We start from the raw sequence: 25438 nt of genomic DNA, 5'->3' as shown, positions 1-25438 counted from the left end.
GATCCAAAATGCTGGATCCAACGTCAGGGATATCGGATACAGGGCCCGCCCGTAGCCGGAGCCGTACGCGCCTGGCCTGTCAGGCCTCGTACACCAGCCGGCCGCCGACGTACGTGCGCTCCACCCGGGCCTCGGCGATCTCGTCGGCCGGCGCGGTCAGTACGTCCCGGTCGAGGACGACGAGGTCGGCGAGGTGGCCGGAGGCCAGGCTGCCCGCGTCGTCGTGGCCGTTCACGTGCGCCGCGCCGGCCGTGTACGCGGTGAGCGCGGACAGCAGGTCGATGCGCTCCTCCGGGCAGAAGACCTTGCCGTCGGGGGACTCCGGGTCGCGCCGGTTCACGGCCACGTGGATGCCTTCCAGCGGGTTCGGGCTGGAGACGGGCCAGTCGCTGCCGGCCGCCAGGGTCGCCCCCGACCGCAGCAGCGAGCCGAACGGGTACTGCCAGGCCGCCCGCTCCTCGCCGAGGAAGGGGATGGTGAGTTCGTCCATCTGCGGCTCGTGCGCGGCCCACAGCGGCTGGATGTTGGCGATGGCGCCGAGCGCGGCGAACCGGGGCAGGTCGGTGGGGTGCACGACCTGGAGGTGGGCGAGGTGGTGACGGTTCCCGCGCCGGCCGTTGGCCGCGACGGCCGCCTCGATCGCGTCGAGCGCCTCCCGCACCGCGCGGTCGCCGAGCGCGTGGAAGTGGACCTGGAAGTCGAGCGCGTCGAGCTCGGTGACGTATCCGCGCAGCGCCTCGGGGTCGACGAAGCTGAGCCCGGTGTTGCCGGTCGCACAGCCGCAGCCGTCGAGGTACGGGGCGGTCATCGCGGCCGTGAAGTTCTCCGCGATCCCGTCCTGCATGATCTTGACCGAGCCGGCCCGGAACAGCCCCGAGGTCAACTGCTCGCGGCGGTCCACCAGTTCGGCGATCTGCTCGGCCCCGCGCTCGCGGTCCCACCACAGCGCACCCGTCACCCGGGCGGTCAGCGAACCGTCCTTCGCCGCCGTCAGGTAGGCGTCCGACGGGTCCGCCATGCCGTTGAACGAACCGAGCAGGGCGTCCTGCCAGCCCGTCACGCCCAGCGAGTGCAGCAGCCGCTGCGCCCGCAGCAGCCCCGCGAGCCGGTCCTCCGCGGTGCTCGCCGGCACCAGCCGGGAGACCAGGCCGGTCGCGCCCTCCTGGAGCATGCCGCTCGGGGTGCCGTCGGCCTCCCGTTCGATCCTGCCGTCCGCCGGGTCCGGGGTGCCGGCGGTGAGCCCGGCCAGCTCCAGGGCCCGGGTGTTCGCCCAGGCGCCGTGGTGGTCCCGGTTCGACAGCAGGACGGGACGGTCGGGGACGACCGAGTCCAGCAGCTGACGGGTCGGCAGCCCGCCGGCGAAGCTCTCCATCGACCAGCCGCCGCCGGTGACCCACTCCCGGTCGGGGTGGGCCTCGGCGTACGCGCGGATCCTCGCCAGGTACTCCGCCACGTCGGCGCTCGCGGTGAGGTCGCACTCGGCGAGCTCGGCGCCACCGCCCACCGCGTGGACGTGGGCGTCCTGGAATCCGGGCAGCAGCAGCCGGCCGGCCAGGTCCACCACCTCGGTGCCGGGCCCGATCAGCTCGCGCACCTCGTCGTGGCCGACGGCCGTGATCCGGTCGCCGGTGACGGCGAGCGACGTGGCCCGGCTCCGCGCCGGATCCAGGGTGAGGACGGGGCCTCCGGTGAAGACCAGATCGGCCTGGGGCATACCAGCTCCCTTGCGTGCGGCCGCGCCGGGGAGGGCGCGGGGCGGACGACGACGGCCGGCGGGCGAGGGGTGCCGCGCGGCAGCCGTCGGACGGAGTCCGGCCGGCCGCGGCCGCCGGATCGCACCGGCGCCGCCGCACGGCTGACGGGCGCCATGGAAGCCCGCGAGCCGTTTACACGTCAATGGTGTTGACGTAAGGTCCCGGCCATGTCCGCACGCGTCGTCCCCGAAGGCAGCCGGCAGCGCCGCCGCCCCACCAAGCAGGGTGCCGTCCTCTCCGAACGGCTCATCGTCGACACCGCGCTGCGCCTGGTGGCCCAGCACGGCGCCGAAGCCCTCTCCGTACGCAGGCTGGGCGCGGCCCTCGGCGCCGACCCCAGCGCCCTCTACCGCTACTTCCGCAACACCGACGCCCTGCTCCTCGCGATCGCCGACGAGCTCATCGGGCGGGCCCAGGACGGCTGGGAGGCGAGCGGCGACTGGCGGACCGACCTGCGGGCGATGGGCCTGCGCATCCACCGCTCCTACCTCGCCCAGCCGCAGGCCGCCCTGCTGGCCGCGCACCGCACCACCGGCCGCCCGCACGAGACGCGGGCGGTCGAGAAGATCCTCGGCATCCTGCGGGACGGCGGCTTCCCCGACCCGCTGGCCGTCCGCGTCTACCACGCCTTCGTGGACCAGGCGCTGGCCTTCGCCGCCCAGGACGCTGCCGCCGCCGCGCTGCCGCGGGCGGCGGGCGAGGCGGACGCCGAGGTCTGGGGGCAGGTCTACGGCCGCCTCCCGGCCGAGACCCATCCGCACATCGCGGCGACGTTCCCCCTCCTCGCCGCCGACATGCGCGACAGCGGCTACCCGTTCGCCCTGGAACTCATGCTGACGGCCCTGGAATCACTGCACCCGGACGCGGCGGCATCCCCGAAACGAGCCCGGAGGAACCGTTCCTGACCCCTCCTCAGGAAGCCGGAACGGGTGCGTGCCAGCCCACCGCCGCCAGGTCCGCCGAGATCAGTCCCGCCGTCTCCCGCAGGTGCGGAAGGACCGCCGCGAGGCTCTCCTCCGGGGCGCAACGGCCCGCGTTCAGAGCGATGTTGAGCGCGGCGACCACCCGGCCGGCGCCGTCGCGCACCGGCACCGCGATCGACCGCAGCCCCTCCTCCAGCTCCTCCTCCACCCAGCCGAAGCCCCGCTCGGCGGTCACCGCCACGGCCTCCCGCAGCTCACCCGACCCTGTCAGCGTCCGGGGCGTCAGCGCCTCCGGCGTGATCCGGCCGAGCCGCCCGTCCCGCTCGGCCTCCGGCAGGGCGGCGAGCAGCACCCGCCCCATCGAGGTGGCGTACGCGGGCAGCCGGGTGCCCACCACGATGTCGATGCGCATGATCCGGCTGCCCGCCACCCGCGCCACGTACCGGATGTCGTCCCCGTCCAGCACCGCCACCGACGCCGACTCCCGTACCGTCCGCACCAGTCGGACCAGGTGCGGGGTGGCGATCTCGGGGAGGGTGAGCGCGGCGAGCCGGGCGTGGCCGAGTTCCAGGACGCGGGGCAGGAGCACGTGGCCGCCGGCGTCCTCGCGTACGTACCCCAGATGGCACAGGGTGATCAGCGACCGGCGGGCGGTCGCCCGGGGCAGTCCGGCGAGCCGTGCGAGATCCGTGAGCCGGGCGGGCCCGCGGACGGCACCGAAGGCGCGCAGCACGTCGAGCCCCCGGGCCAGCGACTGGAGGAAGCCGGCCCCCAACTCCTCCTTCAGCGCGCCCCCGACGGGCGCCACGGCCCGCGGCTCCGCCTCCGGTGGTACGGCTCCGAGGGCGAGCGCCGCCTCCATCGCCGTGACCGACTCCCGCAAGGGCGACAGGGCGAGCGCCTCCAGGGCGGCCGCGTCGTGCCGGCTGGTGTGGCTGACGACGCTCACCGCGCACACGACGGCCCCCGCCGGATCCCGCACGGGCAGGGCGACGGAGACGAGCCCCGGCTCGATCAGCTGGTCGTCGACGGCCACGCCCCGCGCACGGGCCTCCCGCACCCGCTCCGGGAACCCGCCGTCCCCGCCCTGGACGCCCTCCTCGGCGGCGAACAGGGCGCCGGGCGCGCACCGTTCGGCCGGCAGCAGGTCACCGGGCCGGAAGGCGAACGCCAGGGCCCGCCGCCGGTTCGCCTGCGCCAGGAAACGGACCCCGTCCCTGTCGGGCACGGCCAGTGAGACCGGCTCGTCGAGCCGCTCGGCGAGCGCGGCGGCGTGCGGCCCGAGGAGCGCGGGCAGCCCGCAGAAGTCCAGATAGGCGTTCCCGAGCTCGGCCGCCCCGGGCGCGAGGAGCAGATCGCGGCCCTCGGCCCGCAGCACCCCGAGGACGGTCAGCGTGGACGCGACCCGGTCCACGGTCGCCCGCGCGAGCCCCGTCTCCCGCGCCACCTCCCCGACCCCGCGCCGCCCGCCGTCCCCGGCGACCACCGCCCGCACCACCGCGAGCCCCCGCTCCAACGGCCCGACCACCTCGACCGGCCTCGTCGTCGTCATGCCCTCTCGCCTCCCTCCGCAGCGCGCGGGAGCACCGTACCCGGCAAGCGGGCACGCCCGAGGGGCGGGCGTCCACGTGGACGCCCGCCCCTCGGGCGGGTGCGGAGGCGGTCAGGCGTAGAAGCGGTAGACCGCCTGGGCGACGCAGGCCGGCTTGTCGGCGCCGTCGATCTCCACGGTGAGGTCGACGGTGACCTCGACGCCGCCGCGGACGTCCTCGACGGAGGCGATGCGGCCGTGGGTGCGGATCTTCGAGCCGACGCGGACGGGGGAGGGGAAACGGACCTTGTTCAGGCCGTAGTTGACGGCCATCGACACGCCCTCGACCTGAAGGAGCTCGCTCCACATGGGGATGAGGAGGGAGAGGGTGAGGTAGCCGTGGGCGATGGTGCCGCCGAACGGACCGGTCGCGGCCCGCTCCACGTCGACGTGGATCCACTGGTGGTCGTCGGTGGCGTCGGCGAAGGTGTCGACGCGGGACTGGGCGATCTCCACCCAGGAGCTGTGGCCGAGGTCGGCGCCTGCCCGGGCGCGGATCTCGTCGACGCCGTGGACGGTGAGGGACATGCGTTCTCCAGGAAGTCGGGGGGAAAGGGGCGGTGGTCAGGAGGTCGGGGCGCTGCCGTAGTGGTCCCGGATGGGGCCCTTGAGCAGCTTTCCGGTGGCGTTGCGGGGCAGTTCGGGAGCGAGGACGACGCTCCGCGGGAGCTTGTAGCGGGCCAGCAGGCCCCCGAGGTGGGCGAGGAGCTCCTCTGCGGTGGGCGCGGTGCCGGGGCGGGGGACGACGACCGCGCGGCCGACCTCGCCCCAGCGGGCGTCGGGGACGCCGATGACGGCGGCCTCGGCGACGTCGGGGTGGCGCAGGAGGGCGTCCTCCACCTCGGCCGGGTAGATGTTCTCCCCGCCCGAGATGATCATGTCCTTGAGGCGGTCGACAAGCGTGACGTAGCCCTCGGCGTCGACGGTGGCGACGTCGCCGGAGCGGAAGCCGCCCCCGTCGGGGAAGGCGGCGGCGGTCGCCTCGGGGAGTTGCCAGTAGCCCGGGGTCACGTTCGGACCCGCGACCACGACCTCGCCCTTCTCGCCGGGCGCCGTCTCGGTGCCGTCGGGGCGGAGCACGGTCACGTCGGTGAAGAAGTGCGGCACGCCCGCAGAGCCGGCCTTGCGGGCCGAGTCGGCGCGGTCCAGGACGAGTGCACCGGGCGACGCCTCGGTCATCCCGTACCCCTGGACGAAGGCGAGCCCGCGTTCCAGATACGTCCGCGCGGTCCGGGTCGGGACGGGCGCGCCGCCGCACAGGAGGAGCCTCAGGCTGGTGAGGTCCGCCTCCCGCCAGCAGGGGGCCGCCGCCATCGCGTCGTACATCGTCGGCACGCCGAACAGGGCGGTGACGCCGTGGAGTTCGATCAGGCGCAGGGCCCGCTCCGGGTCGAAGGCGGACTCCAGGAGGACCGTGCCGCCCTTGAGGAGCGTCGGCAGGCAGCTCATGTTGAGGGCGCCGGTGTGGAAGAGCGGGGCGCCGACGAGGGCGACCTCGTCCCCGGCGAGGTCCGTGTCCACGACGACGTTGAGGCTGTTCCAGACGACGTTCCCGTGGGTGAGGACGGCGCCCTTGGCCCGGCCCGTGGTGCCCGAGGTGTACATGATGAGGCAGAGGTCGTCGTGGTCGACCTCCTCGTCGATCTCCTCCGCGGAGGAGGCCGCGAGGAGGTCTTCGTACGCCTGGCCCGGCCCCTCGCCCTCGACGGTGAGGAGGGTCAAGAGCCCGGCCGCCGACGCCAGTTCGTCGACCTTGCCGTCGGGCTGGCGCGCGTGCACGAGGAACCGGCTGCCGGAGTCGGTGAGTTGGAAGGCGAGCTCGGAGACGGTGAGGCGGTTGTTGAGCGGGACGAAGACCGCCCCCAGGATTCCGGCGGCGAACAGCGTCTCCAGATACGCCGGATGGTTCGGGCCCAGGAAGGCGACCCGGTCCCCGCGCGCCACGCCCGCGCCCCGCAGGGCGTGCGCGAGACGGGTGCAGCGCTCGTACAGCGTCGCGTAGTCGAGCGAGCGGCCCTCGTGGAGGACGGCGGTGCGGTGGGGAGTCCTCCGGTTCCGGCGGGCCGGCCAGGAACCGATGCCCTGGTTGCGCATGGCGTCTCCCTCAGGTGGTGGTGAGGCCGAGGAGCCGGGCCGCGTTCTCCTTGAGGATCTTCGGCCGGACCTCGTCCTTGATCGGCAGCCCGGCGAAGTCGGCGAGCCAGCGGTCCGGCGTCAGCAGCGGATAGTCCGAGCCGAAGAGGACCTTGTCCTGGAGCAGGCTGTTCGCGTAGCGGACGAGCTGCGGCGGGAAGTACTTCGGCGACCAGCCGGACAGGTCGATGTACACGTTCGGCTTGTGCGTCGCCACCGCGAGCGCCTCGTCCTGCCAGGGGAAGGACGGGTGGGCGAGGACGATCCGCATGCCGGGGAAGTCGGCGGCGACGTCGTCCACGTCCATCGGGTTCGAGTACTTCAGCCGGATGCCGCCGCCGCCCGGCGCGCCCGCGCCGATGCCGGTCTGCCCGGTGTGGAAGACCGCGATCGCGCCCGCGTCCTCGATGGCCTCGTACAGGGCGTACGCCATCCGGTCGTTGGGGTGGAACGCCTGGATGTTCGGGTGGAACTTGAAGCCCTTGACCCCGAACTCCTCGACGAGACGCCGGATCTGACGGGCCGCCGCCTTCCCCTTGTACGGGTCGACACCGGCGAAGGGCACGATCACGTCCGGGTTCGCGGCGGCCGCCTCGGCGATCTCCTCGTTCGGCACCGGCGGGGTGCCGGTGGCGGACTCCGCGTCCACCGTGAAGACCACACAGGCCATCGACCGATCGCGGTAGTACGCGGCGATCTCCGGCAGCGTCGGATGCCGGTGCTCCGCCTTGAAGTACGCGCCGGCGGCGGCGTCCAGCTCCGCCGACAGCGACGCCCCGCCCTTCGCGGACACCTCCGCGTGGGCGTGCATGTCGATGGCGACGAGCGCGTCGAGGTCCAGCACGGCGCCGCTCACAGGACCGGGGCGGGGATGCCGTAGGTCTCCGGGGCGCGGCCGACCGAGACCGGCCAGGCGGCGGCGATCGCGTCCGCGCTCCAGCCGCCGTCCGCGTACGCCACCGAGATCTCCTGCGGGTGCGACCACAGGGCGAGCTTGTCGCCGCCGATGCCGATGCACTGGCCGGTGACGCCGGCGGAGGCGTCCGAGGCCAGGAAGGTCACCAGGCCGGCGACATCCTCCGGCGTGCCGAAGCCCTCGCCCTTGCGCAGGCTGTCGGGGAACGGCGTGCCGTCCTGCTCCAGGGCCTCGACGTGCGGGGCGAAGACCGGGATCGTCTTGGTCATGGCGGTGGCGGCGACCGGGATGACGGCGTTGGCGGTGATGCCCGCGCGGCCCAGCTCCATCGCCCAGGTGCGGACCATGGCGGCGATGCCGGCCTTGGCGGCCGCGTAGTTGGTCTGGCCGAAGTTGCCGCGCTGCCCGGCGGGGGAGCCGGCGACCACGATCCGGCCGCCGTCGCCCTGCTCGCGCATGCGCTCCACGGCGGCGCGGACGCAGGTGAAGGTGCCGCGCAGATGGACCTGGACGACGGTGTCGAAGTCCTCGTCGGTCATCTTCCACAGCACGCGGTCGCGGAGCACTCCGGCGTTGGTGACCATCGTGTCGATGCGGCCGAAGGCGTCGACGGCGCGGGCGACGAGCGCCTCGGCGGCCTCCGTCGAGCCGACCGGGACGACCTCGGCGACGGCCCGGCCGCCCGCCTCGGTGATCTCCTTCACGGCCGCGGCGGCGGCCTCCGCGTCGACGTCGTTGACGACGACGGCCGCGCCGGCGGCGGCGAGGGAGCGGGCGTAGGCGAGGCCGAGGCCGCGGCCGCTGCCGGTGACGACGGCCACCTTGCCGGTGAGGTCCACCGGGGGCGCCGGGTTCACCTGGGGAGAAGGGGACGAGGGCCTGTGGGGAGCAGTCATGGACGGGGTCCTTCCCGTGGGTCGAGGGTCGCCGGGGGCGGGGCGCGGGATCGCCGCCTCGCTCACGCACCGGCGGCGCCAAAGTTAGGCAAGTTCTCGTCTACGGTCAACAAAGTGCCGAATATTCGTCGACCGGCCCCCTCGCCCCGACCCCACCCGCCTACGCTGTCCCCGTGACCCCACCCGCCCCACAGCGCACCCCGGACACCGGGCCCGACGACGCCCCCGAACGCGGCTCCGCGCCCCGCCCCCAGTCCCTGATGCTGAGCTTCTTCGGCATCCACGTGCTCGGCACCGGCACCGCGCTCTCCTCGGCGAGCGTCATCGACGCCCTCGCCCGCGCCGACGTCGGCGAGGACGCCGTCCGCTCCACCCTGACCCGCATGGTCGGCCGAGGACTCCTGGACCGGCACCGGCGCGGCCGCCGCATGTACTTCTCGCTGACGGAACGCGCCGCCGCCGTCCTCGCCGACGGCGAGGAACGCGTCCGGCGCACCGGCGCCGTCAACCACGCCTGGGACGGCACCTGGACCCTCGTCGGCTTCTCGCTCCCCGAGTCCTGGCGGCGGGAGCGCCACGACCTGCGCTCCCGGCTCGTCTGGGCCGGCTTCGGCCCGCTCCAGAGCGGCCTGTGGGCGGCGCCCGGCCGCGTCGACGTCGCACCGATCGCCGCGGAGCTCGGGCTCGGCGACCGTATCAGGGCCTTCCACGGCCAGGCCGCCGCGCCGACCGAGGCCGGCCCCCTGCTGCGTACCGCCTTCGACCTCGACGCCATCGCCGCCGACTACCGTGCCTTCCTGGCCCGTTGGGGCGCCGACGGACCCGCCTCCGCCGACGCCCGCGACGACCTCGGACGCCAGCTGCTGCTGCACACCGACTGGCTGGAACTCGTCCGCCGCGACCCGTACCTGCCCGCCGAACACCTCCCCGAACAGTGGCCCGCCGAGGCCGCCGAGCACACCTTCCGGGCGCTCTCGGAGCGGTACGACCCCGGCGCCCGCCGCATCGCGGAAGGCCTCCTCGACCGCTGGGACCCGCGGACCTGAGGCCCCGCACACCCGGCAGGGGCACCGCCCGCGCGCCTTACGTCAACACCATTGACCTTGTCGTACGCGGCCGGGTCTCATGGGCGGCACCTCGGAAGGAGCCCCGCGACCGGGCTCCTCCGCGATCCGGAGGACACCCCCATGGACCACCTGCACGCGCTGCGGGACGCCGCGCCGACCCCGTTCTGGCTCGACGACGCCCGCCGCCCCCGGGCCACCCCCGCCCTCGTCGGAGCCACCGCCTGCGACCTCCTGGTCGTCGGCGGCGGCTACACCGGCCTGTGGACCGCGCTCCTCGCCAAGGAACGCGACCCCTCCGCCGACGTCGTCCTCGTCGAGGGCGAGGAGATCGGCCACGCCGCCTCCGGCCGCAACGGCGGCTTCTGCGAGTCGAGCCTCACCCACGGCCTCGGCAACGGCCTGGACCGCTGGCCCGACGAGATCGCCACCCTCGAACGCCTGGGCCGCGAGAACCTCCAGGCCATGGAGGACACCATCGAGCGGTACGGCATCGACTGCGACTGGGAACGGACCGGCTCCCTCACCATCGCCACCGAACCCCACCAGGTCCCCTGGCTCGCCGAGGAGGCCGGGACCGCCGAGCGGTACGGCGCCACCACCGCCCTCCTCGACGCCGACGCGGTCCGCGCCGAGATCGACTCGCCGACCTTCCTCGGCGGCCTGTGGAACAAGAGCGACACGGCCATGGTCAACCCGGCCCGCCTCGCCTGGGGCCTCAAGCGGGCCTGCCTCGACCTCGGCGTGCGCGTCCACGAACACACCCCGGCCCTCTCCCTCGACGAGCACGGCGCCGCCGTCGCCGTCCGCACCCCCTACGGCCGCGTCACCGCCGGCCGCGTCGCCCTCGCCACCAACGCCTACCCGTCGCTGCTGCGCCGCCACCGCCTCTACACGGTCCCCGTCTACGACTACGCGCTGATGACCGAACCGCTGAGCCGGGAGCAACTCGCCGCCGTCGGCTGGCGGAACCGCCAGGGCTGGTCCGACCCCGCCAACCACTTCACCTACGTCCGGATCTCCGCCGACGACCGCATCCTGTGGGGCGGTTACGACGTCGTCTACCGCTACGCCGGCCGCGTCCGCGCCGAGCACGATCGGCGGCCCGAGACCTTCGCCACCCTCGCCCGCACCTTCTTCCGCACCTTCCCGCAGCTGGAGGGCGTCCGCTTCAGCCACGCCTGGGGCGGTGCCATCGACACCAGCACCCGCTTCTGCGTCTTCTTCGACACGAGCCACCGGGGCAGGGTCGCGTACGCCGCCGGCTTCACCGGTCTCGGCGTCGGCGCCACCCGCTTCGGCGCCGAGGTGATGCTCGACCTCCTGGCCGGCGAGCGCACCGAGCGCACCGCCCTCGAACTCGTCCGCCGCAAGCCGCTGCCCTTCCCGCCCGAGCCCGTCCGCTCGGTCGGCATCGGCATCACCCAGCGCTCGCTCACCCGCTCCGACCGCAACGAGGGCCGACGCGACCTGTGGCTCCGCACCCTCGACCGCCTCGGCCTCGGCTTCGGCAGCTGACCACCCGGCCGCGACGTAGGCTGGCCTCCGGACTCGGCTGGCCTCCGGACTCGGGAGGGCGCGGTACTCGGAGGGCGCGGTGAAGGACGGACGGCTGCTGCACGTCTTCGACATGGACGGGACGCTGCTGAGGGGCACCTCGGCCAGCCTGGAGATCGCCGCCCTCCTCGGCTGCCTGGAGGAACTCCACGCGCTGGAGGCCGAGTTCGCGGCGGGAGCCGTCGACACCCGCGGCTTCGCCGCCGCCCTGTACGGGCTGTGGCGCGAGCTGACGCCCGGCGTCGTCGCCGAGGCCTTCGACGGGGCGCCGTGGATCGGCGGCCTCGCGGAGGTCCTCGCGGACATCCGGGCCCGTGGCGACCGGGCCGTCGTCGTCACCATGTCGCCGGACTTCTTCGCCGACCGGCTCCGCGGCCTCGGCGTCGACGACGTGGTCGCCTCCGGCTTCCCGCCCCCGCCCTTCAGGGCGGCGCCCGACCCGGCGCGGATCCTCGTCCCCCAGGACAAGGTGACCGCCGTCGACCGCCTCCGCGGCGCCCTCGGCCTCGACCGCGACGCCTGCGTCGCCTACGGCGACTCCGGCTCCGACGTGCCCCTCTTCTCCGTCCTCCGCCACACGGTGGCCGTCAACGCCGCCCCGGGCCTCCGCGCCCTGGCCGCCGCCGGATACGAGGGCGACGACCTGTGGGCCGCGTACGCCCTGGGCAGACGGCTGCGCGCCCGCGCCTGAACGGGCAGGCGCGGGCGCGCGGTTCATCCGCGTACGGCCATCACCAGGTGACGGCCCTGCCCCCGAACGTCACGGCGAGCGAGCCGTTCGCTGCGAAGGACCAGCCGAGGGCACCGCTGTAGTTCACGCACCGCGAGCCGTTCGCGCCGGACCAGAACTGGTTGGTGGCGTCGACGTCGCCCACGAGCTTGTCGTTGGTGCCGGAACTCGTGCTGCGGCAGGAGGTGTTGCCCCGGAAGACCGAAGTGCCCGCCTCGAAGGTGTAGTTGCGCTGCGCGTTGTCCACCGAGATGTTCTCGGAGACCTTCAGTGAACCGGGGTTGCTGTTGTACGTGAAGCCGTGCTTGCCGTTGCGGTAGGCGATGCTGCGCCGCACGACGTGGTCGACGGCGATGGACTCCCCGCCGAGTTTGTAGCCGTTGCGGTCGCCGTTGGCGTTCACGGTGCCGTCGGAGAGGGTGCCGTTGGTGTAGGCGAGGGAGTTCTCGATCGTCACCGGGGCGATCGGGCCGGTGTCCGGCTTGGTGTAGAGGTCCCAGCCGTCGTCGATGTTGTGGTGGGCGACCGCGTACCGGAAGACGTTCCCCGGCCCGGTGGTCAGCTTGGCGGCGAAGCCGTCGGCGTTCTCGCCGGCCGCGTCGGCGTTGTCGTGCGACTCGACGCTCACCATGAGGTTGCGCGCCGGCCACCGGTCGCGCGGGGTGGTGGAGCCGATCCGCCCGAGCTGGAGGCCGGTGTCGCGGTTGAAGCGGGTGACCGTGCGCTCGATGACGTTGTCGCTGCCGCCGACGTAGATGCCGTTGTCGCCGGCCCGCTGGACGATCAGCCCCTTCACGTGCCAGAAGTCGCCGTTGAGGGCGAGCCCTCGGTGGGAGGACGACTCGGTCATCGCGGAGAAGTCGAGGACCGGCGTCTCGCCCGGGTAGGCGGCGATCGTCTTCCGGGCGGCGGAGGTGCCGTTGTTGCCCGCCGCGACGGTGATCGTCTGGGCGTGCGCGTACGTGCCACCGCGCAGGTAGATGGTGCCGCCGGCGCCGATCCGGGTGATCGCGGAGGCGAGCGTCGTCGGGTCGGACTCGGTGCCGGAGGCGCCCGCGGACCCGGCGGGCGACACGTAGAGGGCGGGCCCGGAGGGCGCGGGCGAGTCGGCGGTCGCCAGATCGACGTGGTCGACGTTCGGCAGCCCGGCCGCCGTCGTCGGGTTCAGCCGGACGGTGTTGGCGCCGGCCACGACCGGCACGGTGAAGGTCTTCGTCGTCCACCCGGTCCACACGCCGGTGGACGCGAAGGACGCCTCCGCCGCGACGGTCGCGCCGTTGACGACGACGTCGGCGGGGCGGGCCGTGGTCGTCCCGTTGGCGAACCGCACGCTGAGCGTCGCCGTCCCGGCGGCGGGCGCGGTGACGGTGAACTGGGCATACGCGCCTACGGCGTTGGTGCCGTTGCAGAACCCGCTGCCGGAGAACCCGGTCCAGTCGGAGTCGATCGTGCCGGTGCAGACGGCGGGCGAGACCTCGGCCTCGTACCGCCCGGTCGCGGCCTGGGCGCCACCGGCGGCGCCCAGCGCGACGAGGGTGCCGGCGACGAGGCCCACGCTGACGGCGAGGGGAGTGGTGCGCATCGGTGTCTCCTGGTGGGGGAGCGGCTCGGACACTGGGGAAAGCGCTTTCTCAATGCTGGGGGCGAGGCTAGGGGGAGCGCCGGAGACGCGTCAATATGCGGGTACGTGATTGAAGTTCATGAGTATGAACGGGAGAGGGGGATGCCGCCGGGTGGCTCCGGGGCCCCGGGTGGCTCCGGGGGACTCCATACGGAAATCGGGTCGCCGGGCGCGGAGGGGCCCGGCCTATGATGCCCCGATGTCTGCGATCAAGAAATTCCAAGTCACCTTCGACTGCGCGGAACCCGAGCGCGTCGCCCGCTTCTGGTGCGAGGTCCTGGGCCACGACGCACCCCCGCCGCCGGAGGGCTTCGCCACCTGGGCCGACTTCGAGCAGGCGCACCCCGACCACGTGGGCTCCGCGCACGCCGTCATCAGCCCGAAGGACGACAGCCCGCGCATGTACTTCCAGCGCGTCCCCGAGGGCAAGGTCGTCAAGAACCGCGTCCACCTCTGCGTCCGCGTCGGCACCGGCCTCGTCGGCGAGGAGCGCCTCGCCGCCCTGGAGGCGGAGTGCGCCCGCCTGGTCGCACTCGGAGCCGTACGCTTCCGCCTGCTGGAGGCGGACGGGGTCAACGAGTCGTGCATCGTGATGCAGGACATCGAGGGCAACGAGTTCTGCCTCGACTGAGCACGCGCGGCGGCCGGCGGCCGGATGACGGAGGCCGTGGGACGCCGGTCCAATACCCGCCGCTGTTCACCGAGTCGGGCCTGGCCGCGCTCACCGTGCTCTTCGCCGTCGCCTGGAGCGGCTCGCCGTGGACCCGGTCCGCGGGGGCAACGCCTCCGACGAACCGGCGTACTTCGAGACCGAGCTGGTCCAGCGCCTCCCGTGCGACAGCGGTCCGCGCGCGGTGACGGTTCCCGGCTTGCGCACCCGCTACGACCTGCCGAAGGCGGGCGCGAGGGATCGACGTCCCCTACGCGCCCGGCGACGTGCGCCCGGACTCGCCGGTCCTGGAGGACGGCCGCCGCTGGGGAACGGGCGTGATCGGTACCCGGCTCCGCCTGCTTCTCCTACTCCTCCTCCTGTCGGTCATCCTCGGCCGGAACCCCGCGTGCCTGGCCCGCCCGGCACCCTTCCTGTCCTGCGCGCGGCACCGGGCGCGGCGCTCGTTCCAGTAGCTCCGTCACCACCTCGAAGGAGCGCGCCGCCTCCCAGCCGGCGGGGCCGCGTCGGGGCGGTCAGGGCGGGTTCACTCGGCGTCGAGCTGGTGGTCCGCCCAGACGTAACTCTCGGGCAGCAGGGCGGTGATGGGGACGGTTCGGAGGCGGTCGCCCCGGCCGACGATGACGTCGACGGCCGGGAAGTAGTCGAGGAGGACCTGACGGCACCGGCCGCAGGGCGGCACGACTCCCCGGTCCCGGTCGCCCACCGCGACGATCGTCGTCAGGTCGTACACGCCCTGGGCGGCTGCCGCGCCGAGGAGGACCAGTTCGGCGCACGGGCCGCCCGTGAAGTGGTACGCGTTCACGGCGGTGACGATCCGGCCGTCCCGGGCGCGGCCGGCCGCCGCCATGGTGTGGTTGTCACCCCGGCAGCGGGTGCGCGCGACGTGCGCCGCGGCCTGGACGAGCGCGTCGTCGACGGGGTTCTCGGCTGTGGGGTCGCCGGGTTGCGTGGTCATCTTCTCCGTCGCCTCCGAGGCTTCCGTCAGGCGGTGCGGGGAGCCCCGACGTCGGCCCCGGCATTGGCGGCCATCCGTCGCAGCACCTTCAGCGCGGCGACGTACTCCTCGTCGCTGACGCCCTCGTGGACCACGGCGCGCAGCCCGGTGGCCAGTTCACGCAGGCGCACCCGGGCCGCCTCGCCCGCGTCGGTGAGGTGGAGGCGGTCGGCGGCGTCCGTGCGCAGCCACGCGCGGTGGAGCAACTGGTCGACGACCCGCGGGATCTCGTGCGGCCCGTCGGCGAGCGGCGTGAGCGCCTCGTCCACCTCCCGCCGACTCGGGGCCTCCGGGCGGTACTTGACCTGGTTGAGCACCCAGTACTGAGGCTGTGTCACATCGATCCGGGCCATCTCGTCACGCAGCCGCCGCGTGACGGCCGCGTGGACGAGCCCGCTCCAGTAGCCGATCGGCTGGGTGGCGAGCGCCTCGTCGGCGGCGGCCGGATCGGCCGGTGCCTGGTCGGTGGTCGGTCGGGGGGTGTGGGCCTGGGGCTGAGGTGTCGACGATTCCATGATCATGACGCTACCCGCTCCGAGCGGCGGACGGAGGTGCGAGCCGCGCAAATCCGTTTGACCGGGGTTCGGGGTCGGCGCTGGACTGGGGCCCGGACACCACGGGGCGTGGTGTCGTGTGGGGAGGCTGCGGCAAGCGATGGAGATCCGTTCCACTACAGGCGAGGACCTCGATGTCTTCGTCGACACGCTGCACGCCGCCTTCGGGCTCGGCCGGGAGACGCCGGGCGAGGACGGCGGCGGGCTCTGGTGGTCGGCGATCGAGATGGACAGGAACCTGCTCGCGCTGACCGCGGACGGACGGCCGATCGGCACCGCCGGCGCGTACTCCTTCGAGCTCACCCTGCCCGGTGAGGCCGTCGTCCCGGTCTCCGGCGTGACGGCCGTCGGCGTCCTGCCCACGCATCGGCGGCAGGGCGTCCTCAGCGCCCTGATGCGCCGTCAACTCGCCGATCTGCGCGAGCGGGGCGAGATCCTCTCCGTGCTGCTCGCCTCCGAGGCGCTCATCTACGGCAGGTTCGGCTACGGTCCCGCGACCTACACGACCCGGATGACCGTACAGCGGCCGCGGGCGGCCTTCGCGCCGCCCCGGTCGCGCGGCGCCGCCACCGCAGGGGACACCCGGCCGGGCTCCGTCGAACTGCTGCGCCGCGCGGACTGCGGCGCGATCCTCGAAGAGGTCTACGACCGCTACCGCCGCGCCCAGCCCGGCGCGCTCACGCGCCCGCACCGCTGGTGGACGCTGGGCGCCGGGCAGCCGCCGGTCGCGCGGGCACCCCGGTACGTGGCGCTGCACCGGGACGCCGACGGGACCCCGGACGGCTACGCCTCGTACTCCGTCGACGCCGGAACCCTCACCGTCGACGAGATCATCACGACCGACGACGCGGTCTTCGCGGACCTGGCGCGGTACGCGCTCGGCCACGACCTCGTCACCGAGGTCGTCTTCAAGCAGGTCCCGCGCGACCATCCGCTGCGCTACCAGCTCGCGGACTTCCGGGCGGGGGACGTCAGCCACGATACCGACTGGCTCTGGGTGCGCCTCCTCGACATCCCGCGCGCGCTGGCCACGCGCGCGTGGGCCACGGACGGTGAACTCGTCCTGGACGTCGACGACCCCTTCCTCGGCGAGCGGACCGGCTACCTCCTCACCGTCCGGGACGGCAAGGCCGACTGCACCACCACGGACCGCCGCCCCGACCTCTCCCTGGACGTGAGCGACCTCGGCTCCCTCTATCTAGGCGGTACGACCCCGAGCACCCTGGTCCGAGCCGGCCACATCCGCGCCCACCACCCCGCGGCGATCCGCCAGGCGGACGCGCTCTTCCGCGCGGAGCGCCCGCCGCACTGCCTGAACTGGTTCTGAGGACGCACGGGGGCGGGGGCGGGAGCCGGGGGGCCTGGGGGTGGGGTCGTCAAGCGGTCACGCCCCCAGGCCGGCCCGTACCCGTCGGACTCAGGCGTCTTCCGGCCAGGCGTCGCTGCGCCATTCGCGTTCTTCCACACCCCGGTCCCGGTGGGCGGAGAGCGCGGCGGCGAGATCTCCGTGGACCGTGACGGCGACCCTTCCGTCCCCGAAACCGCCGCCGGTCGCGGACGCCCCGCTCTGCGGCACGGCGGCGAGTTCGAGCCCCCGGCCCTCCGCGGCGAGCCGCAGCGCGGCCTCCGACACGGCGAGGCGGCCCCCGTCGGACCATCCGCGCAGCCCGGTCAGGTCCAGCACGACCGGCCCGGTGCCCCGGGCGAGTGCCCAGCCGACGGCTCCCTGGAACCGTCCCACGGCCTCCTGACCCAGGAAGCCGGCCAGGGAGAGCACACCGAGGCCGGGGTGGATGGTGTAGCGCCACTCGATGGTCATCGTCGTCTCTCCTCGCTCCCGGCCATGTCCCGGCCGTCCGCAGCATCCTCACCCGAAGGTCTGTTCCCGTGCACGACGGTCCACGGATCGGTCACCCGTCCCGGGACGCCCGTCCGCGCTCCCCACTCCCCGCGTCCCACTCCCTACGATGGGCACATGGTGGATCCAGTCCGTGACGCACGTGACGCACGTGACGCGCGTGAAGTTCGTGGCGTCCGTGAAGCAGGCGACGAGCGCGCGCAGGCCGTGTCCCCCGTCCATCCACGAACCCCGGGGGAGCCGGAGCTCGCGGCGGCGGCGGAGGTCTTCGGGCTGCTCAGCGACCCGACGCGGCTCCAGCTGCTGTGGGTGCTGACGCGCGGGGAGGCCGACGTCACCGCCCTGACCGAGGCGTGCGGGGCGGCGCGGCCCGCGGTCAGCCAGCATCTCGCGAAGCTGCGGCTCGGCGGGCTGGTGCAGGCGCGCAAGGACGGGCGCCGGGTGGTGTACGCGCTGCCGGACGGGCACCTGAAACGACTGGTGGTCGAGGCGCTGAACCGTGCCGATCACATGGTGACGGGCGAACCCTGGCACGACTGAGAGCACAGGCCCGTCACGTATCGGAGGCACCCACCTTCGCGCATACATGTGCGCACTCATGCACGCGTCGGCTACCGTGAAGAGGACCGCACCCGCCGCCGAACAAGGGTGACCCCATGCCGTCCGTCCTGCGCGACCGCACCTACCGGCACCTCTTCCTCGCCCAGGTCGTCGCCCTCACCGGCACCGGCCTCGCCACCGTCGCGCTCGCGCTCCTCGCGTACGACCTCGCCGGGGGCCAGGCCGCCGCCGTGCTCGGCACCGCGCTCGCGCTCAAGATGGCGGCGTACGTCGGTCTGGCGCCGCTCGCCGGCGTCCTGGCCCGCCGGATGCCGCGCCGGACACTGCTCGTCGGGGCCGACCTCGTACGGCTGCTCGCCGCGCTGGTCCTGCCGTTCGTGGACCAGGTCTGGCAGGTGTACGCGCTGGTGCTGCTGCTCCAGGCCGCCTCTGCGGTCTTCACCCCCGCCTTCCAGGCCACGATCCCGCGCGTCCTGCCCCACGAGGGCGACTACACCCGGGCCCTCACCCTCTCGCGGCTCGCCTACGACCTGGAGAGCCTCGCCAGCCCGGTCCTCGCCGCCGCCCTCCTCACGCTCATGCCGTACGGATGGCTGTTCGCCGGCACCGCCGCCGGGTTCCTCCTCTCGGCGCTCCTCGTCCTGCCCCTGCGACTCCCGGCGGACGCGGACGCCTCCGGGCACGCCCCCACACCCACGCCGACCCCCACCCCCACCGCCGGTCACGGGCAGGCGCGTGGTCCGGCGGCGTCCGCCCGGGTCCTGGGCGCTCGGGTGTTCCTCGCGACCCCTCGGCTGCGTGCTCTGCTCGCGCTCGACCTGGCGGTCGCCGCCGCCGGGGCGCTGGTGCTCGTCGACACCGTCGTCCTCGTCCAGGACGGCCTCGGGCGGTCGGCCGGAGACGTGTCCCTCGCCCTCGCCGCGTACGGCGCCGGGTCGATGACCGTCGCCCTGCTGCTCCCGCGCGTCCTCGGCCGTACCGGTGACCGCGCCCTCATGCTTCCCGCCGCCGGTGCCCTCGCCGCCGCCCTCGGCCTGCTGACCGCCGGACTCGCCTCCGGCTGGGCCGACGCCCACCCGGCGGCCGCCTGGCCCGCGCTGCTGCTCCTCTGGCTCTGGCTGGGCGCCGCCACCTCCGCCGTCCTCACCCCCGGCGGGCGGCTGCTGCGCAGGTCCGCCGTCCCCGCCGACCTGCCCGGGGTCTTCGCCGCCCACTTCTCCCTCTCGCACGGCTGCTGGCTGCTCACCTACCCCCTGGCCGGCTGGCTCGCCGCCCGCGCGGGACTCGCCGCCTCCGCCGCCGCCCTCGGCGCCGTGGCCCTGGCCGCCGCGCTCGCCGCCGTACGCCTCTGGCCGCGCCGCGACCCCGAGGAGCTCGCGCACACCCACCCCGAACTTCCCGCCGGCCACCCGCACATGGCCGACGCGCCCGCCGGCGGACCCGTACGCGCGCACGTCCATGCCTTCCGCATCGACGCCCTCCACCGCCACTGGCCCACCCCCGTGGGGTGAGGGAAATCCGGTCGAGCCGGCGCGGAACCCCTGGAAGACTGGCGCGGTTCCGCCGCAGCCTTCGAAGGGAACCTTCGTGCCCCGCGCCGTCAGCCTCATCCGTTCCGCGTCCCTGTCCGACGTCGCCGAGTACGCGTACGCTGCCACCGCGCCCGCCGAGGCCCGGCTGATCTTCCTCGCCGGCGCCTGCCCGCTCGACGCCGACGGGGCCACCGTCGCCGTCGGGGACGTCCCCGGACAGGCCGCCGCCTGCGTCGCGAACCTGCGGACGGCCCTGAAGGACGCCGGCGCCGGGATCGAGGACGTCATCAGCACCCGGGTGCTCGTCGCGACGGCACGTCAGGCCGACCTGGTGGCCGCCTGGCAGGTCGTACGGGACGCCTTCGGCGACCACGACGTGCCCAGCACCCTGATGGGCGTCACCGTGCTCGGATACAGCGACCAGCTCGTCGAGATCGAGGCCGTCGCCGCCGTACTCGACGCCTGACCGCCCCTCACACGGGGCGGCGCGTCCCCAGCGTCAGATCGCTGGACGTGGTGACGGCGAGGGTCTGCCCGGACGGGGAGAAACCGGCGGCGCGCAGCGTCGACCAGGTGGAGTGGAGGACGTGCCGGCCGCCGCCGTGGTCCGAGAGCGGGATCCGGTGGTGCGGCCGGTCGGGGGCCTCGACGTCCACCGACCAGCTGTCACCGTTCGTACTGTGCAGCCCGCCGCCGAAGCCGATGTCGGTGAGCCCGCTGACGGCCGCGTGGCCCCCGAGCACGCTCCGCCACGGAGAGGGCGCGGGGACGACCGGTGCGGCCAGGAGGCGTTCGCGCAGCCTCTCTCCCGGATTTTGGATCCCAGATTTTGGATCCAGGACTTTGGATCCAGGACTTTGTATCCAGGGTCATGGATCCAGGGCCTTGGATGTCGGATTTTGGATCCAGCAGGTCGACTGCGCCCCCGGCACCCCCACCACAGGGACGCCGGGGCGCAGTCGCCTCACTTCCAGGGGTCGGGCCGCAGCCAGTGCCCCGTCACCGACCAGCCGGTCAGCCGGCGAGCCCGACCCGACCGGGCCGTCCCGTCCGTGTCGAAGAGTCCGCCCTCGGCCACGTGCCGCAGGCCCAGGAGCGCGGGCGCGAGTCGGGAGGCCACCAGCGGTCGGCGTGCTGCTTCCGCCGGCAGCCACGCGAGCACCTCGGCGCGTTCGGCCTCCTCGCACAGCGACAGGTGGAAGAGCATCTGGCGCCAGGCGTATGCGGCGTCCTTCAGGCCCGTGAGGGGGTACGGGCCCCGCCGCGCGCGTTCCGTCAGGCGGCAGACCGTTCCGAAGGAGCGGCGGGCCGCCTCGGCCCAGCCCGGTTCCGGTGCGATCCCGACCCGCTGGACCAGGGTGGCCAGGTTGTGGGTGGTGAGGATCTGCGCCTGCTCGATCACCATGCCGTTGCCGGCGACGGAGTCATGGCCCGGCGTCCGGCCTGCGCGGGCGTGGCACAGCCGGGCGAACTCCGCGAGCGCGTCGCGATGGTCTCCGTTCGCCGCCCTGCCGGCCCTGGCGGCCGCCCCGTCGGCCTGGGCGGACAGGGCGCCCAGCTCCGCGTAGTCGATGCCGTAGTACCGCTCGTACAGGGAGCCCCCGCCCAGGAGTTCGGCCGCGATTCCCGCCGAGGCGAGGAACTTGCCGCTGAACCGGCCCATGAAGATGTCCGCGGCCAGCTCCTCCGTCAGCGGCGCGTGCAGCTCCGACGGGCCGAGCAGGGCGCCGAGTTCGCGCACCAGCGGGTTCGGCAGCAGGGTGCCGGGGAAGTGCTCCACCGCCGTCTCCGCCAGGGTGCGGGCCGCGGCGATCGCCGAGCCGCGGGTGGTGGCGTCGCCGTCCGCGTACCCCTGGACCGCCCGTACCCACGGCAGTTCCTCCGGAGTCACCTGGTGTGCGAGGTGGAGGAGCAGGAGGGAGCGGCGGTTGCGGAAGGCGCGGTAGTTCGCCGCCATCAGGACGCGCAGCGCGGGGTCCCGGTAGACCGCGGCCCGCTCGGCGGCGACCAGCTGGGGCACCAGCTCGGCCATCGCCTCCGCCGAGGGGACGATCCCGGACGCGACGAGCGCGCCGAGCGGCGCGCTCCGCGTCCCGTCGACCACCCGCCGTACCGACGGCGGCACTTCGACGCCCTCGGGAAGTCCGGTGCGCCCCTCCTCGGCCGCCGTCACCGGCGCCACGAACGGCGCCACGTCGACGAGGCCCGACTCCTGCGGCAGGCCGGCCAGTCGCTCCGCGACCAGGTGCGCCACCGTGTGATGCGCGGGCAGCGCCGCCTGCACGGCCTGCCCGTCCCGGAGCGCCGCGTGCCGCTCGGAACCCGGCAGGCCCCGCTTCCGTACCATCCCCGTGACCGCCACCCGCACGAGTCCGGCCCGCCGGGCGTCCAGCTCACGTCCGCTCACCAGTTCCGCCAGCGCGCCGCGCAGGATCCCCTCGTTGCTCCCCGGCTTCCGGTGCCGGCCGGTGAGCGGATGGACGGCGAGCAGCCGTTCGTACCGGTCGAGCAGGACCCGTCCCCGCTTCCGCCAGGCCTCCTCCGGTACGGCGCCCGGTCGCACCGCACCCTCGGGGCCCGTGAACTCCAGCCAGTGGGAGAGGAGTTCGTCGGCGAACGGGCGCCAGACGCTCAGCGCCTCGCGCTGCGCCTCCACGGCCCGCTTCGGTGCCCTGGCGGCCAGCGCGGCACGCGCCTGCTCCACGGTGGTGCGGTGCACCGCGCCCGCCTCCGGCACCGGAAGCCCGGCGAGTCCCTCCCCGCCGTGCTCCCCGCCGTGCTCCGCCTCGCGCCGGGCCTCGCGTCGCGCCTCCCGCCGTGTCGAGGGGCGTTCCGTCGGGCGGGGGAGGAAGCGCAGCCGGTCCGCGAACGGCCGCAGGGAGTCGACCAGTTCGACCGCCGCGTCCGTCTCGCCCGCCCGCACCAGCCAGGCCACCGTCAGGAGGGCCGACTCCTCCGGCAGGCCCACCTCGTAGCGACCCGAGTCGAGCAGTTCCCACAGGTCGGCGAGACCCGGCTCGGTGAGGTGGTAGGCGAAGAGCGCCGCCCGCTCGGCGGGCACCCCGGCGTGGTACGCGGCCTCCCGCTCGAACTCCCGGAGCGGACCGCCGGCCCGCGCCGAACCGGTCGCGAAGCCGCCGTGCAGGACGTCGGGCGTCACCCAGGCGGGCAGCTCGGCCACCGGCGTGCGCGAACCGACCCGCAGCGTGCCGGACGCCATCCCCGCCAGCACGTCCCGCCAGCCGCGCGCCCGCTCCCCGGCCCGCTGCCGGGTGGCGGGGTCCTCGTGGCCGAGCGCGGTGGCGAAGGCCCGCGCCAGCTGCCGTCGGGCGTAGCCGGGAGAAGCGGTGAGAAGAGCGGCGGGCACCGTGGGAGACGCGGACGTGGGTGACGTGGACGTGGGAGGTGCGGCCGTGTGAGGCGCGGACGTCGGAGGCTGCTGATCAGCGTGCGTGTTCATGAGCCGACGTGGCGGGTGCCGCCCCCGCGCCCTCCGGGACCGGAGCCCGGCGCTCTGCTGCTGAGCTACACGTCGATGGGACGAGACCCTAGTGACCGCCCCGGCCCCGGGCAACGGAGATTCCGTCGCGCCGGAGCCGGAGCCGGAGCCGGAGCCGGAGCCGGGTGGCAGGCGTGCGCAGCGTGGGCGGTGGGGTCAGGGGACGATCAGGTCCGGTACGAGCGCGCGGAGTTCCGCCACGGGCAGCACGCCGTCGCGGACGAGGACCGGCGTCCCGCCGCTGAGGTCGACGATCGACGACGAGATCGCGCCGGCGGTGCGTCCGCCGTCCAGGTACACCGCCACGGACTCGCCGAGCATCGCCTGAGCGGCGTCGCAGTCCTGAGGGGACGGGTGGTCCGTGAGGTTGGCACTGGAGACCGCCAACGGGCCCGTGGCCGCGAGCAGTTCCAGCGTGAGGGGGTGGTCCGGCATCCGGACCGCCACCGTGCCGCCCGTCTCGCCCAGGTCCCAGTCGAGGGACGCGCGGTGGCGGACCACCAGGGTCAGCCCGCCCGGCCAGAACGCCTCGATCAACGACCGCGCGGCGTCGGGGAGTTCGTCGGTCAGCTCGCCGAGCGCGGCGGCCGAGTCGACCAGGACGGGGGAGGGCTTGTGGCGGCCGCGGCCCTTCGCGGCGAGCAGCGAGGCGACCGCCTTCGGGTCGAAGGCGTCCGCCCCGACCCCGTACACGGTGTCCGTGGGCAGGACGACGAGGTCCCCGCGGCGCACCGCGGCCGTGGCCTCGGCGAGGCCGGCCGCGCGGGCCGCCGGATCGGAGCAGTCGAAGCGGGACGTCACGCCGGAGTGCCCTCCTCCACCACGGCCCCGCGCGTGGTCACGAGGCGGGCGCTGCCGCCGGCCAGCTCGTAGCCGAGGCCGACGACGGCGATCTCGCCGGCCGCGACCTGCTCGGACAGCAGCCGGGAGCGGTCCAGGAGCAGGTCCACGGTGTGCCGGATGTGCTCGTCGATGATGTCGCTGTCCGAGGTCAGGCCCGCGGTCCGGGCCGCCAGGACGCTCGGCGTCACCCGCTCGACGACGTCCCGCACGAAACCGCGCGCCGCGAAGCCGTCCTCCACGGCCGCGCGGGCCGCGGCGACGGCGCCGCAGGAGTCGTGGCCGAGGACGACCACGAGCCGCGCGCCGAGGATGCTCGTCGCGTACTCCACGCTGCCCAGGACCTCCGGGCCGAGGACGTGCCCGGCGGTGCGGACGACGAAGAGGTCGCCGAGCCCCCGGTCGAAGATGATCTCGGCCGCGAGCCGGGAGTCGGAGCAGCCGAGGATGACGGCGAACGGGTCCTGGCCGGGCGCCAGCTCCGTACGGCGGGCGGCGTCCTGGTTCGGGTGCTCGGGCGTGCCCGAGACGAAGCGACGGTTGCCGTCGAGCAGCGCGTCGAGGGCGAGGGCCGGAGAGGTTCTGGGCATGCCGCCACCTTATGTGCGCCCCCCGCCCCCCGCGCCACCGGGTCGCCCCGGCCGAGCCCGGCTTCCGGCACCCATGGCACGCCCGCCCCCGTATCTCTGCCCTCCGCCCGCGAGCGCGGGGGCCCAGGCCCAGGCCCGGGCACCCAGGGGGCCTCAAGGGCCGCCCCAGGAGGGGGCTCAGGCCGTCGCGTCCCAGGCGCGCGTCAGGCCGTCCAGCCAGGCGGGCGGGAGTTCGGCCGCGTCCCACTCCTCGCGCAGCTCCGCCGGGCGGGCGGCGAGCCGTTCGAGGACGGCGAGGCTCGTGGGGGAGTGGACCAGGGTGTAGCGGCCGTGGATGGCGATCGCGCTGCCCGGGCCGTACGTGGCGTACAGCCGCTCCAGGTGCGTCCGGTTGTCCGCGGCGAACGACGTCAGTCGTCCCGGATAGGCCGCCCGCTGCCGCGCTCCCATCGTGGCGAGCGCCGACGCGAGCACCTGCTCGGTGACCTCGGGGTCGAGGTCGGACTCCTCGGAGAAGGAGAGGTACAGCGGTACGACCGCCACCTTGGCCCGCTCGACCTCCATCCGGCCGACCCGGGGCCGGGCCTCCGCCTCCGCCTCGGCGTCCTCGGCGACGGCCGCGCCCAGCGCCCGGTCGGCGAGGCCCGCGAGCCCCTCGGTGACGGCCCGTGAACCGTCGCGCCAGCCCGCCGAGTACGGCTCGTCGCTTCCGGGCGGGGCCTGCCGGCCGGCGCCGGCCAGTTCCTCGTGGGCGACGGCGAGCGCACCCGCCTCGACGAGGCCGATCAGTTCCTCGGCGTCGCCGGAGTACACCCCCGCCCGCGCGAGGAGCTGGAGCAGCGTCGTCCTCGCGTTGTCGACACTCGCGGCGTCGAGCCGGAGCCGTTCTTCCCGGGCGGCGGTCATCGGTGGTCCTCCTCCTCGCGGTACCGGCGCGTACGGGTGCGGCGGACGCGCCTGCGAGGACGCGACGATCACGGGCCCGCGCCACGCTCCCCTCGCGGCGGCGCACGTACGGGACCGGTGATCGGGTCCTCAATCGCCGAGGTTTTCAGCTCCCCGTGCTCTCCGTCCAGCCGACTTCCCGGTCCCCTCCCACCAGGCACTCCGTGCCATACGAGCCTGCGGGCGACGATGATCCACGGCGGCCCC

24 protein-coding genes and 1 tRNA gene are annotated in these 25438 nt (G+C 74.5%); 9 read left to right on the top strand and 16 right to left on the bottom strand.

The annotated features are described in order from the left end of the window. Window positions 1-79 precede the first annotated feature (79 nt). On the bottom strand, window positions 80-1714 hold the full coding sequence (locus HHL19_RS24050) for an amidohydrolase (protein ID WP_169092363.1): 1635 nt from the start codon (window positions 1712-1714) through the stop codon (window positions 80-82). A 207-nt stretch (window positions 1715-1921) separates the two neighbouring features. On the opposite strand from HHL19_RS24050, the gene HHL19_RS24045 reads away from it, so the two are divergent. Then, window positions 1922-2659 (top strand): helix-turn-helix domain-containing protein, encoded by a 738-nt coding sequence (locus HHL19_RS24045; RefSeq protein ID WP_169092362.1) that lies wholly within the window; start codon window positions 1922-1924, stop codon window positions 2657-2659. 7 nt (window positions 2660-2666) lie between these two features. On the opposite strand, the gene HHL19_RS24040 is transcribed toward HHL19_RS24045, so the two are convergent. From HHL19_RS24040 to HHL19_RS24020, 5 genes are all read right to left on the bottom strand, one after another. Beyond that, on the bottom strand, window positions 2667-4229 hold the full coding sequence (locus HHL19_RS24040; RefSeq protein ID WP_169092361.1) for an IclR family transcriptional regulator C-terminal domain-containing protein: 1563 nt from the start codon (window positions 4227-4229) through the stop codon (window positions 2667-2669). A gap of 111 nt (window positions 4230-4340) precedes the next feature. Next, window positions 4341-4796, bottom strand: a complete 456-nt coding sequence (locus HHL19_RS24035; RefSeq protein ID WP_169092360.1) for a MaoC family dehydratase — start codon at window positions 4794-4796, stop codon at window positions 4341-4343. Between the two features lie 36 nt (window positions 4797-4832). After that, on the bottom strand, window positions 4833-6362 hold the full coding sequence (locus HHL19_RS24030) for a long-chain fatty acid--CoA ligase (RefSeq protein WP_169092359.1): 1530 nt from the start codon (window positions 6360-6362) through the stop codon (window positions 4833-4835). A 10-nt stretch (window positions 6363-6372) separates the two neighbouring features. After that, entirely contained in the window at window positions 6373-7242 is an 870-nt protein-coding gene (locus HHL19_RS24025) for an amidohydrolase family protein (protein ID WP_169092447.1), read from the bottom strand. An 11-nt stretch (window positions 7243-7253) separates the two neighbouring features. Further along, window positions 7254-8213: an SDR family oxidoreductase gene (locus HHL19_RS24020; RefSeq protein WP_169092358.1), complete on the bottom strand. Its 960-nt coding sequence runs from the start codon at window positions 8211-8213 to the stop codon at window positions 7254-7256. Between the two features lie 173 nt (window positions 8214-8386). On the opposite strand from HHL19_RS24020, the gene HHL19_RS24015 reads away from it, so the two are divergent. From HHL19_RS24015 to HHL19_RS24005, 3 genes are all read left to right on the top strand, one after another. Continuing rightward, a complete protein-coding gene (locus HHL19_RS24015; RefSeq protein ID WP_346768399.1) occupies window positions 8387-9259 on the top strand; it encodes a PaaX family transcriptional regulator C-terminal domain-containing protein in 873 nt (290 codons plus the stop codon). A gap of 141 nt (window positions 9260-9400) precedes the next feature. Continuing rightward, complete coding sequence (locus HHL19_RS24010) at window positions 9401-10795, top strand: FAD-dependent oxidoreductase (protein ID WP_169092357.1); 1395 nt, start codon at window positions 9401-9403, stop codon at window positions 10793-10795. A 79-nt stretch (window positions 10796-10874) separates the two neighbouring features. Continuing rightward, window positions 10875-11525 (top strand): HAD-IB family phosphatase, encoded by a 651-nt coding sequence (locus tag HHL19_RS24005; protein ID WP_346768398.1) that lies wholly within the window; start codon window positions 10875-10877, stop codon window positions 11523-11525. A gap of 40 nt (window positions 11526-11565) precedes the next feature. Here the strand turns inward: HHL19_RS24005 and HHL19_RS24000 are convergent, their stop codons facing one another. Then, window positions 11566-13146, bottom strand: a complete 1581-nt coding sequence (locus HHL19_RS24000; protein WP_169092356.1) for a carbohydrate-binding protein — start codon at window positions 13144-13146, stop codon at window positions 11566-11568. Window positions 13147-13384: 238 nt separating this feature from the next. Between HHL19_RS24000 and HHL19_RS23995 the strand changes: the two genes are divergently transcribed. Then, the gene (locus tag HHL19_RS23995) at window positions 13385-13816 is read left to right on the top strand and encodes a VOC family protein (protein ID WP_169092355.1); all 432 of its coding nucleotides are present in this window, start codon (window positions 13385-13387) and stop codon (window positions 13814-13816) included. Between the two features lie 565 nt (window positions 13817-14381). Here the strand turns inward: HHL19_RS23995 and HHL19_RS23990 are convergent. Then, the gene (locus HHL19_RS23990; RefSeq protein ID WP_169092354.1) at window positions 14382-14813 is read right to left on the bottom strand and encodes a cytidine deaminase; all 432 of its coding nucleotides are present in this window, start codon (window positions 14811-14813) and stop codon (window positions 14382-14384) included. 26 nt (window positions 14814-14839) lie between these two features. Continuing rightward, a complete protein-coding gene (locus HHL19_RS23985) occupies window positions 14840-15367 on the bottom strand; it encodes a MarR family winged helix-turn-helix transcriptional regulator (protein WP_169092353.1) in 528 nt (175 codons plus the stop codon). A gap of 139 nt (window positions 15368-15506) precedes the next feature. On the opposite strand from HHL19_RS23985, the gene HHL19_RS23980 reads away from it, so the two are divergent. Next, a complete protein-coding gene (locus tag HHL19_RS23980) occupies window positions 15507-16733 on the top strand; it encodes a GNAT family N-acetyltransferase (protein ID WP_169092352.1) in 1227 nt (408 codons plus the stop codon). Window positions 16734-16823: 90 nt separating this feature from the next. Here HHL19_RS23980 and HHL19_RS23975 read toward each other — a convergent pair whose 3' ends face one another. Further along, the gene (locus HHL19_RS23975; protein WP_169092351.1) at window positions 16824-17225 is read right to left on the bottom strand and encodes an anti-sigma factor antagonist; all 402 of its coding nucleotides are present in this window, start codon (window positions 17223-17225) and stop codon (window positions 16824-16826) included. Window positions 17226-17471: 246 nt separating this feature from the next. Between HHL19_RS23975 and HHL19_RS23970 the strand changes: the two genes are divergently transcribed. The 3 genes from HHL19_RS23970 (at window position 17472) to HHL19_RS23960 (ending at window position 19823) form a co-directional block, all read left to right on the top strand. Then, window positions 17472-17804: a metalloregulator ArsR/SmtB family transcription factor gene (locus HHL19_RS23970; protein WP_346768397.1), complete on the top strand. Its 333-nt coding sequence runs from the start codon at window positions 17472-17474 to the stop codon at window positions 17802-17804. Window positions 17805-17920: 116 nt separating this feature from the next. Further along, window positions 17921-19336, top strand: coding sequence for an MFS transporter (locus HHL19_RS23965; protein WP_169092349.1), 1416 nt, complete (start codon window positions 17921-17923; stop codon window positions 19334-19336). Window positions 19337-19412: 76 nt separating this feature from the next. Next, on the top strand, window positions 19413-19823 hold the full coding sequence (locus HHL19_RS23960; protein WP_169092348.1) for a Rid family hydrolase: 411 nt from the start codon (window positions 19413-19415) through the stop codon (window positions 19821-19823). Between the two features lie 7 nt (window positions 19824-19830). Here HHL19_RS23960 and HHL19_RS23955 read toward each other — a convergent pair whose 3' ends face one another. The 6 genes from HHL19_RS23955 to HHL19_RS23930 all read right to left on the bottom strand — a co-directional run bounded on the left by HHL19_RS23955 (window position 19831) and on the right by HHL19_RS23930 (window position 25192). Further along, entirely contained in the window at window positions 19831-20100 is a 270-nt protein-coding gene (locus HHL19_RS23955; protein ID WP_346768396.1) for a hypothetical protein, read from the bottom strand. A 221-nt stretch (window positions 20101-20321) separates the two neighbouring features. Then, on the bottom strand, window positions 20322-22577 hold the full coding sequence (locus tag HHL19_RS23950) for a hypothetical protein (RefSeq protein ID WP_240981849.1): 2256 nt from the start codon (window positions 22575-22577) through the stop codon (window positions 20322-20324). A gap of 243 nt (window positions 22578-22820) precedes the next feature. Further along, window positions 22821-22892 (bottom strand) — tRNA-Arg (locus HHL19_RS23945). Window positions 22893-23012: 120 nt separating this feature from the next. Further along, a complete protein-coding gene (locus tag HHL19_RS23940; RefSeq protein ID WP_169092346.1) occupies window positions 23013-23657 on the bottom strand; it encodes an L-threonylcarbamoyladenylate synthase in 645 nt (214 codons plus the stop codon). Continuing rightward, on the bottom strand, window positions 23654-24286 hold the full coding sequence (locus HHL19_RS23935; RefSeq protein WP_169092345.1) for a carbonic anhydrase: 633 nt from the start codon (window positions 24284-24286) through the stop codon (window positions 23654-23656). Before HHL19_RS23935 ends, HHL19_RS23940 begins: the two co-directional genes overlap by 4 nt. A 177-nt stretch (window positions 24287-24463) precedes the next feature. Next, window positions 24464-25192 (bottom strand): hypothetical protein, encoded by a 729-nt coding sequence (locus tag HHL19_RS23930; RefSeq protein ID WP_169092344.1) that lies wholly within the window; start codon window positions 25190-25192, stop codon window positions 24464-24466. Window positions 25193-25438 lie beyond the last annotated feature (246 nt).

The sequence above is a fragment of the Streptomyces sp. R302 genome (assembly GCF_012927245.1).
Classification (GTDB): Bacteria; Actinomycetota; Actinomycetes; order Streptomycetales; family Streptomycetaceae; genus Streptomyces.
This window is presented reverse-complemented; position numbering and strand designations above follow the sequence as displayed.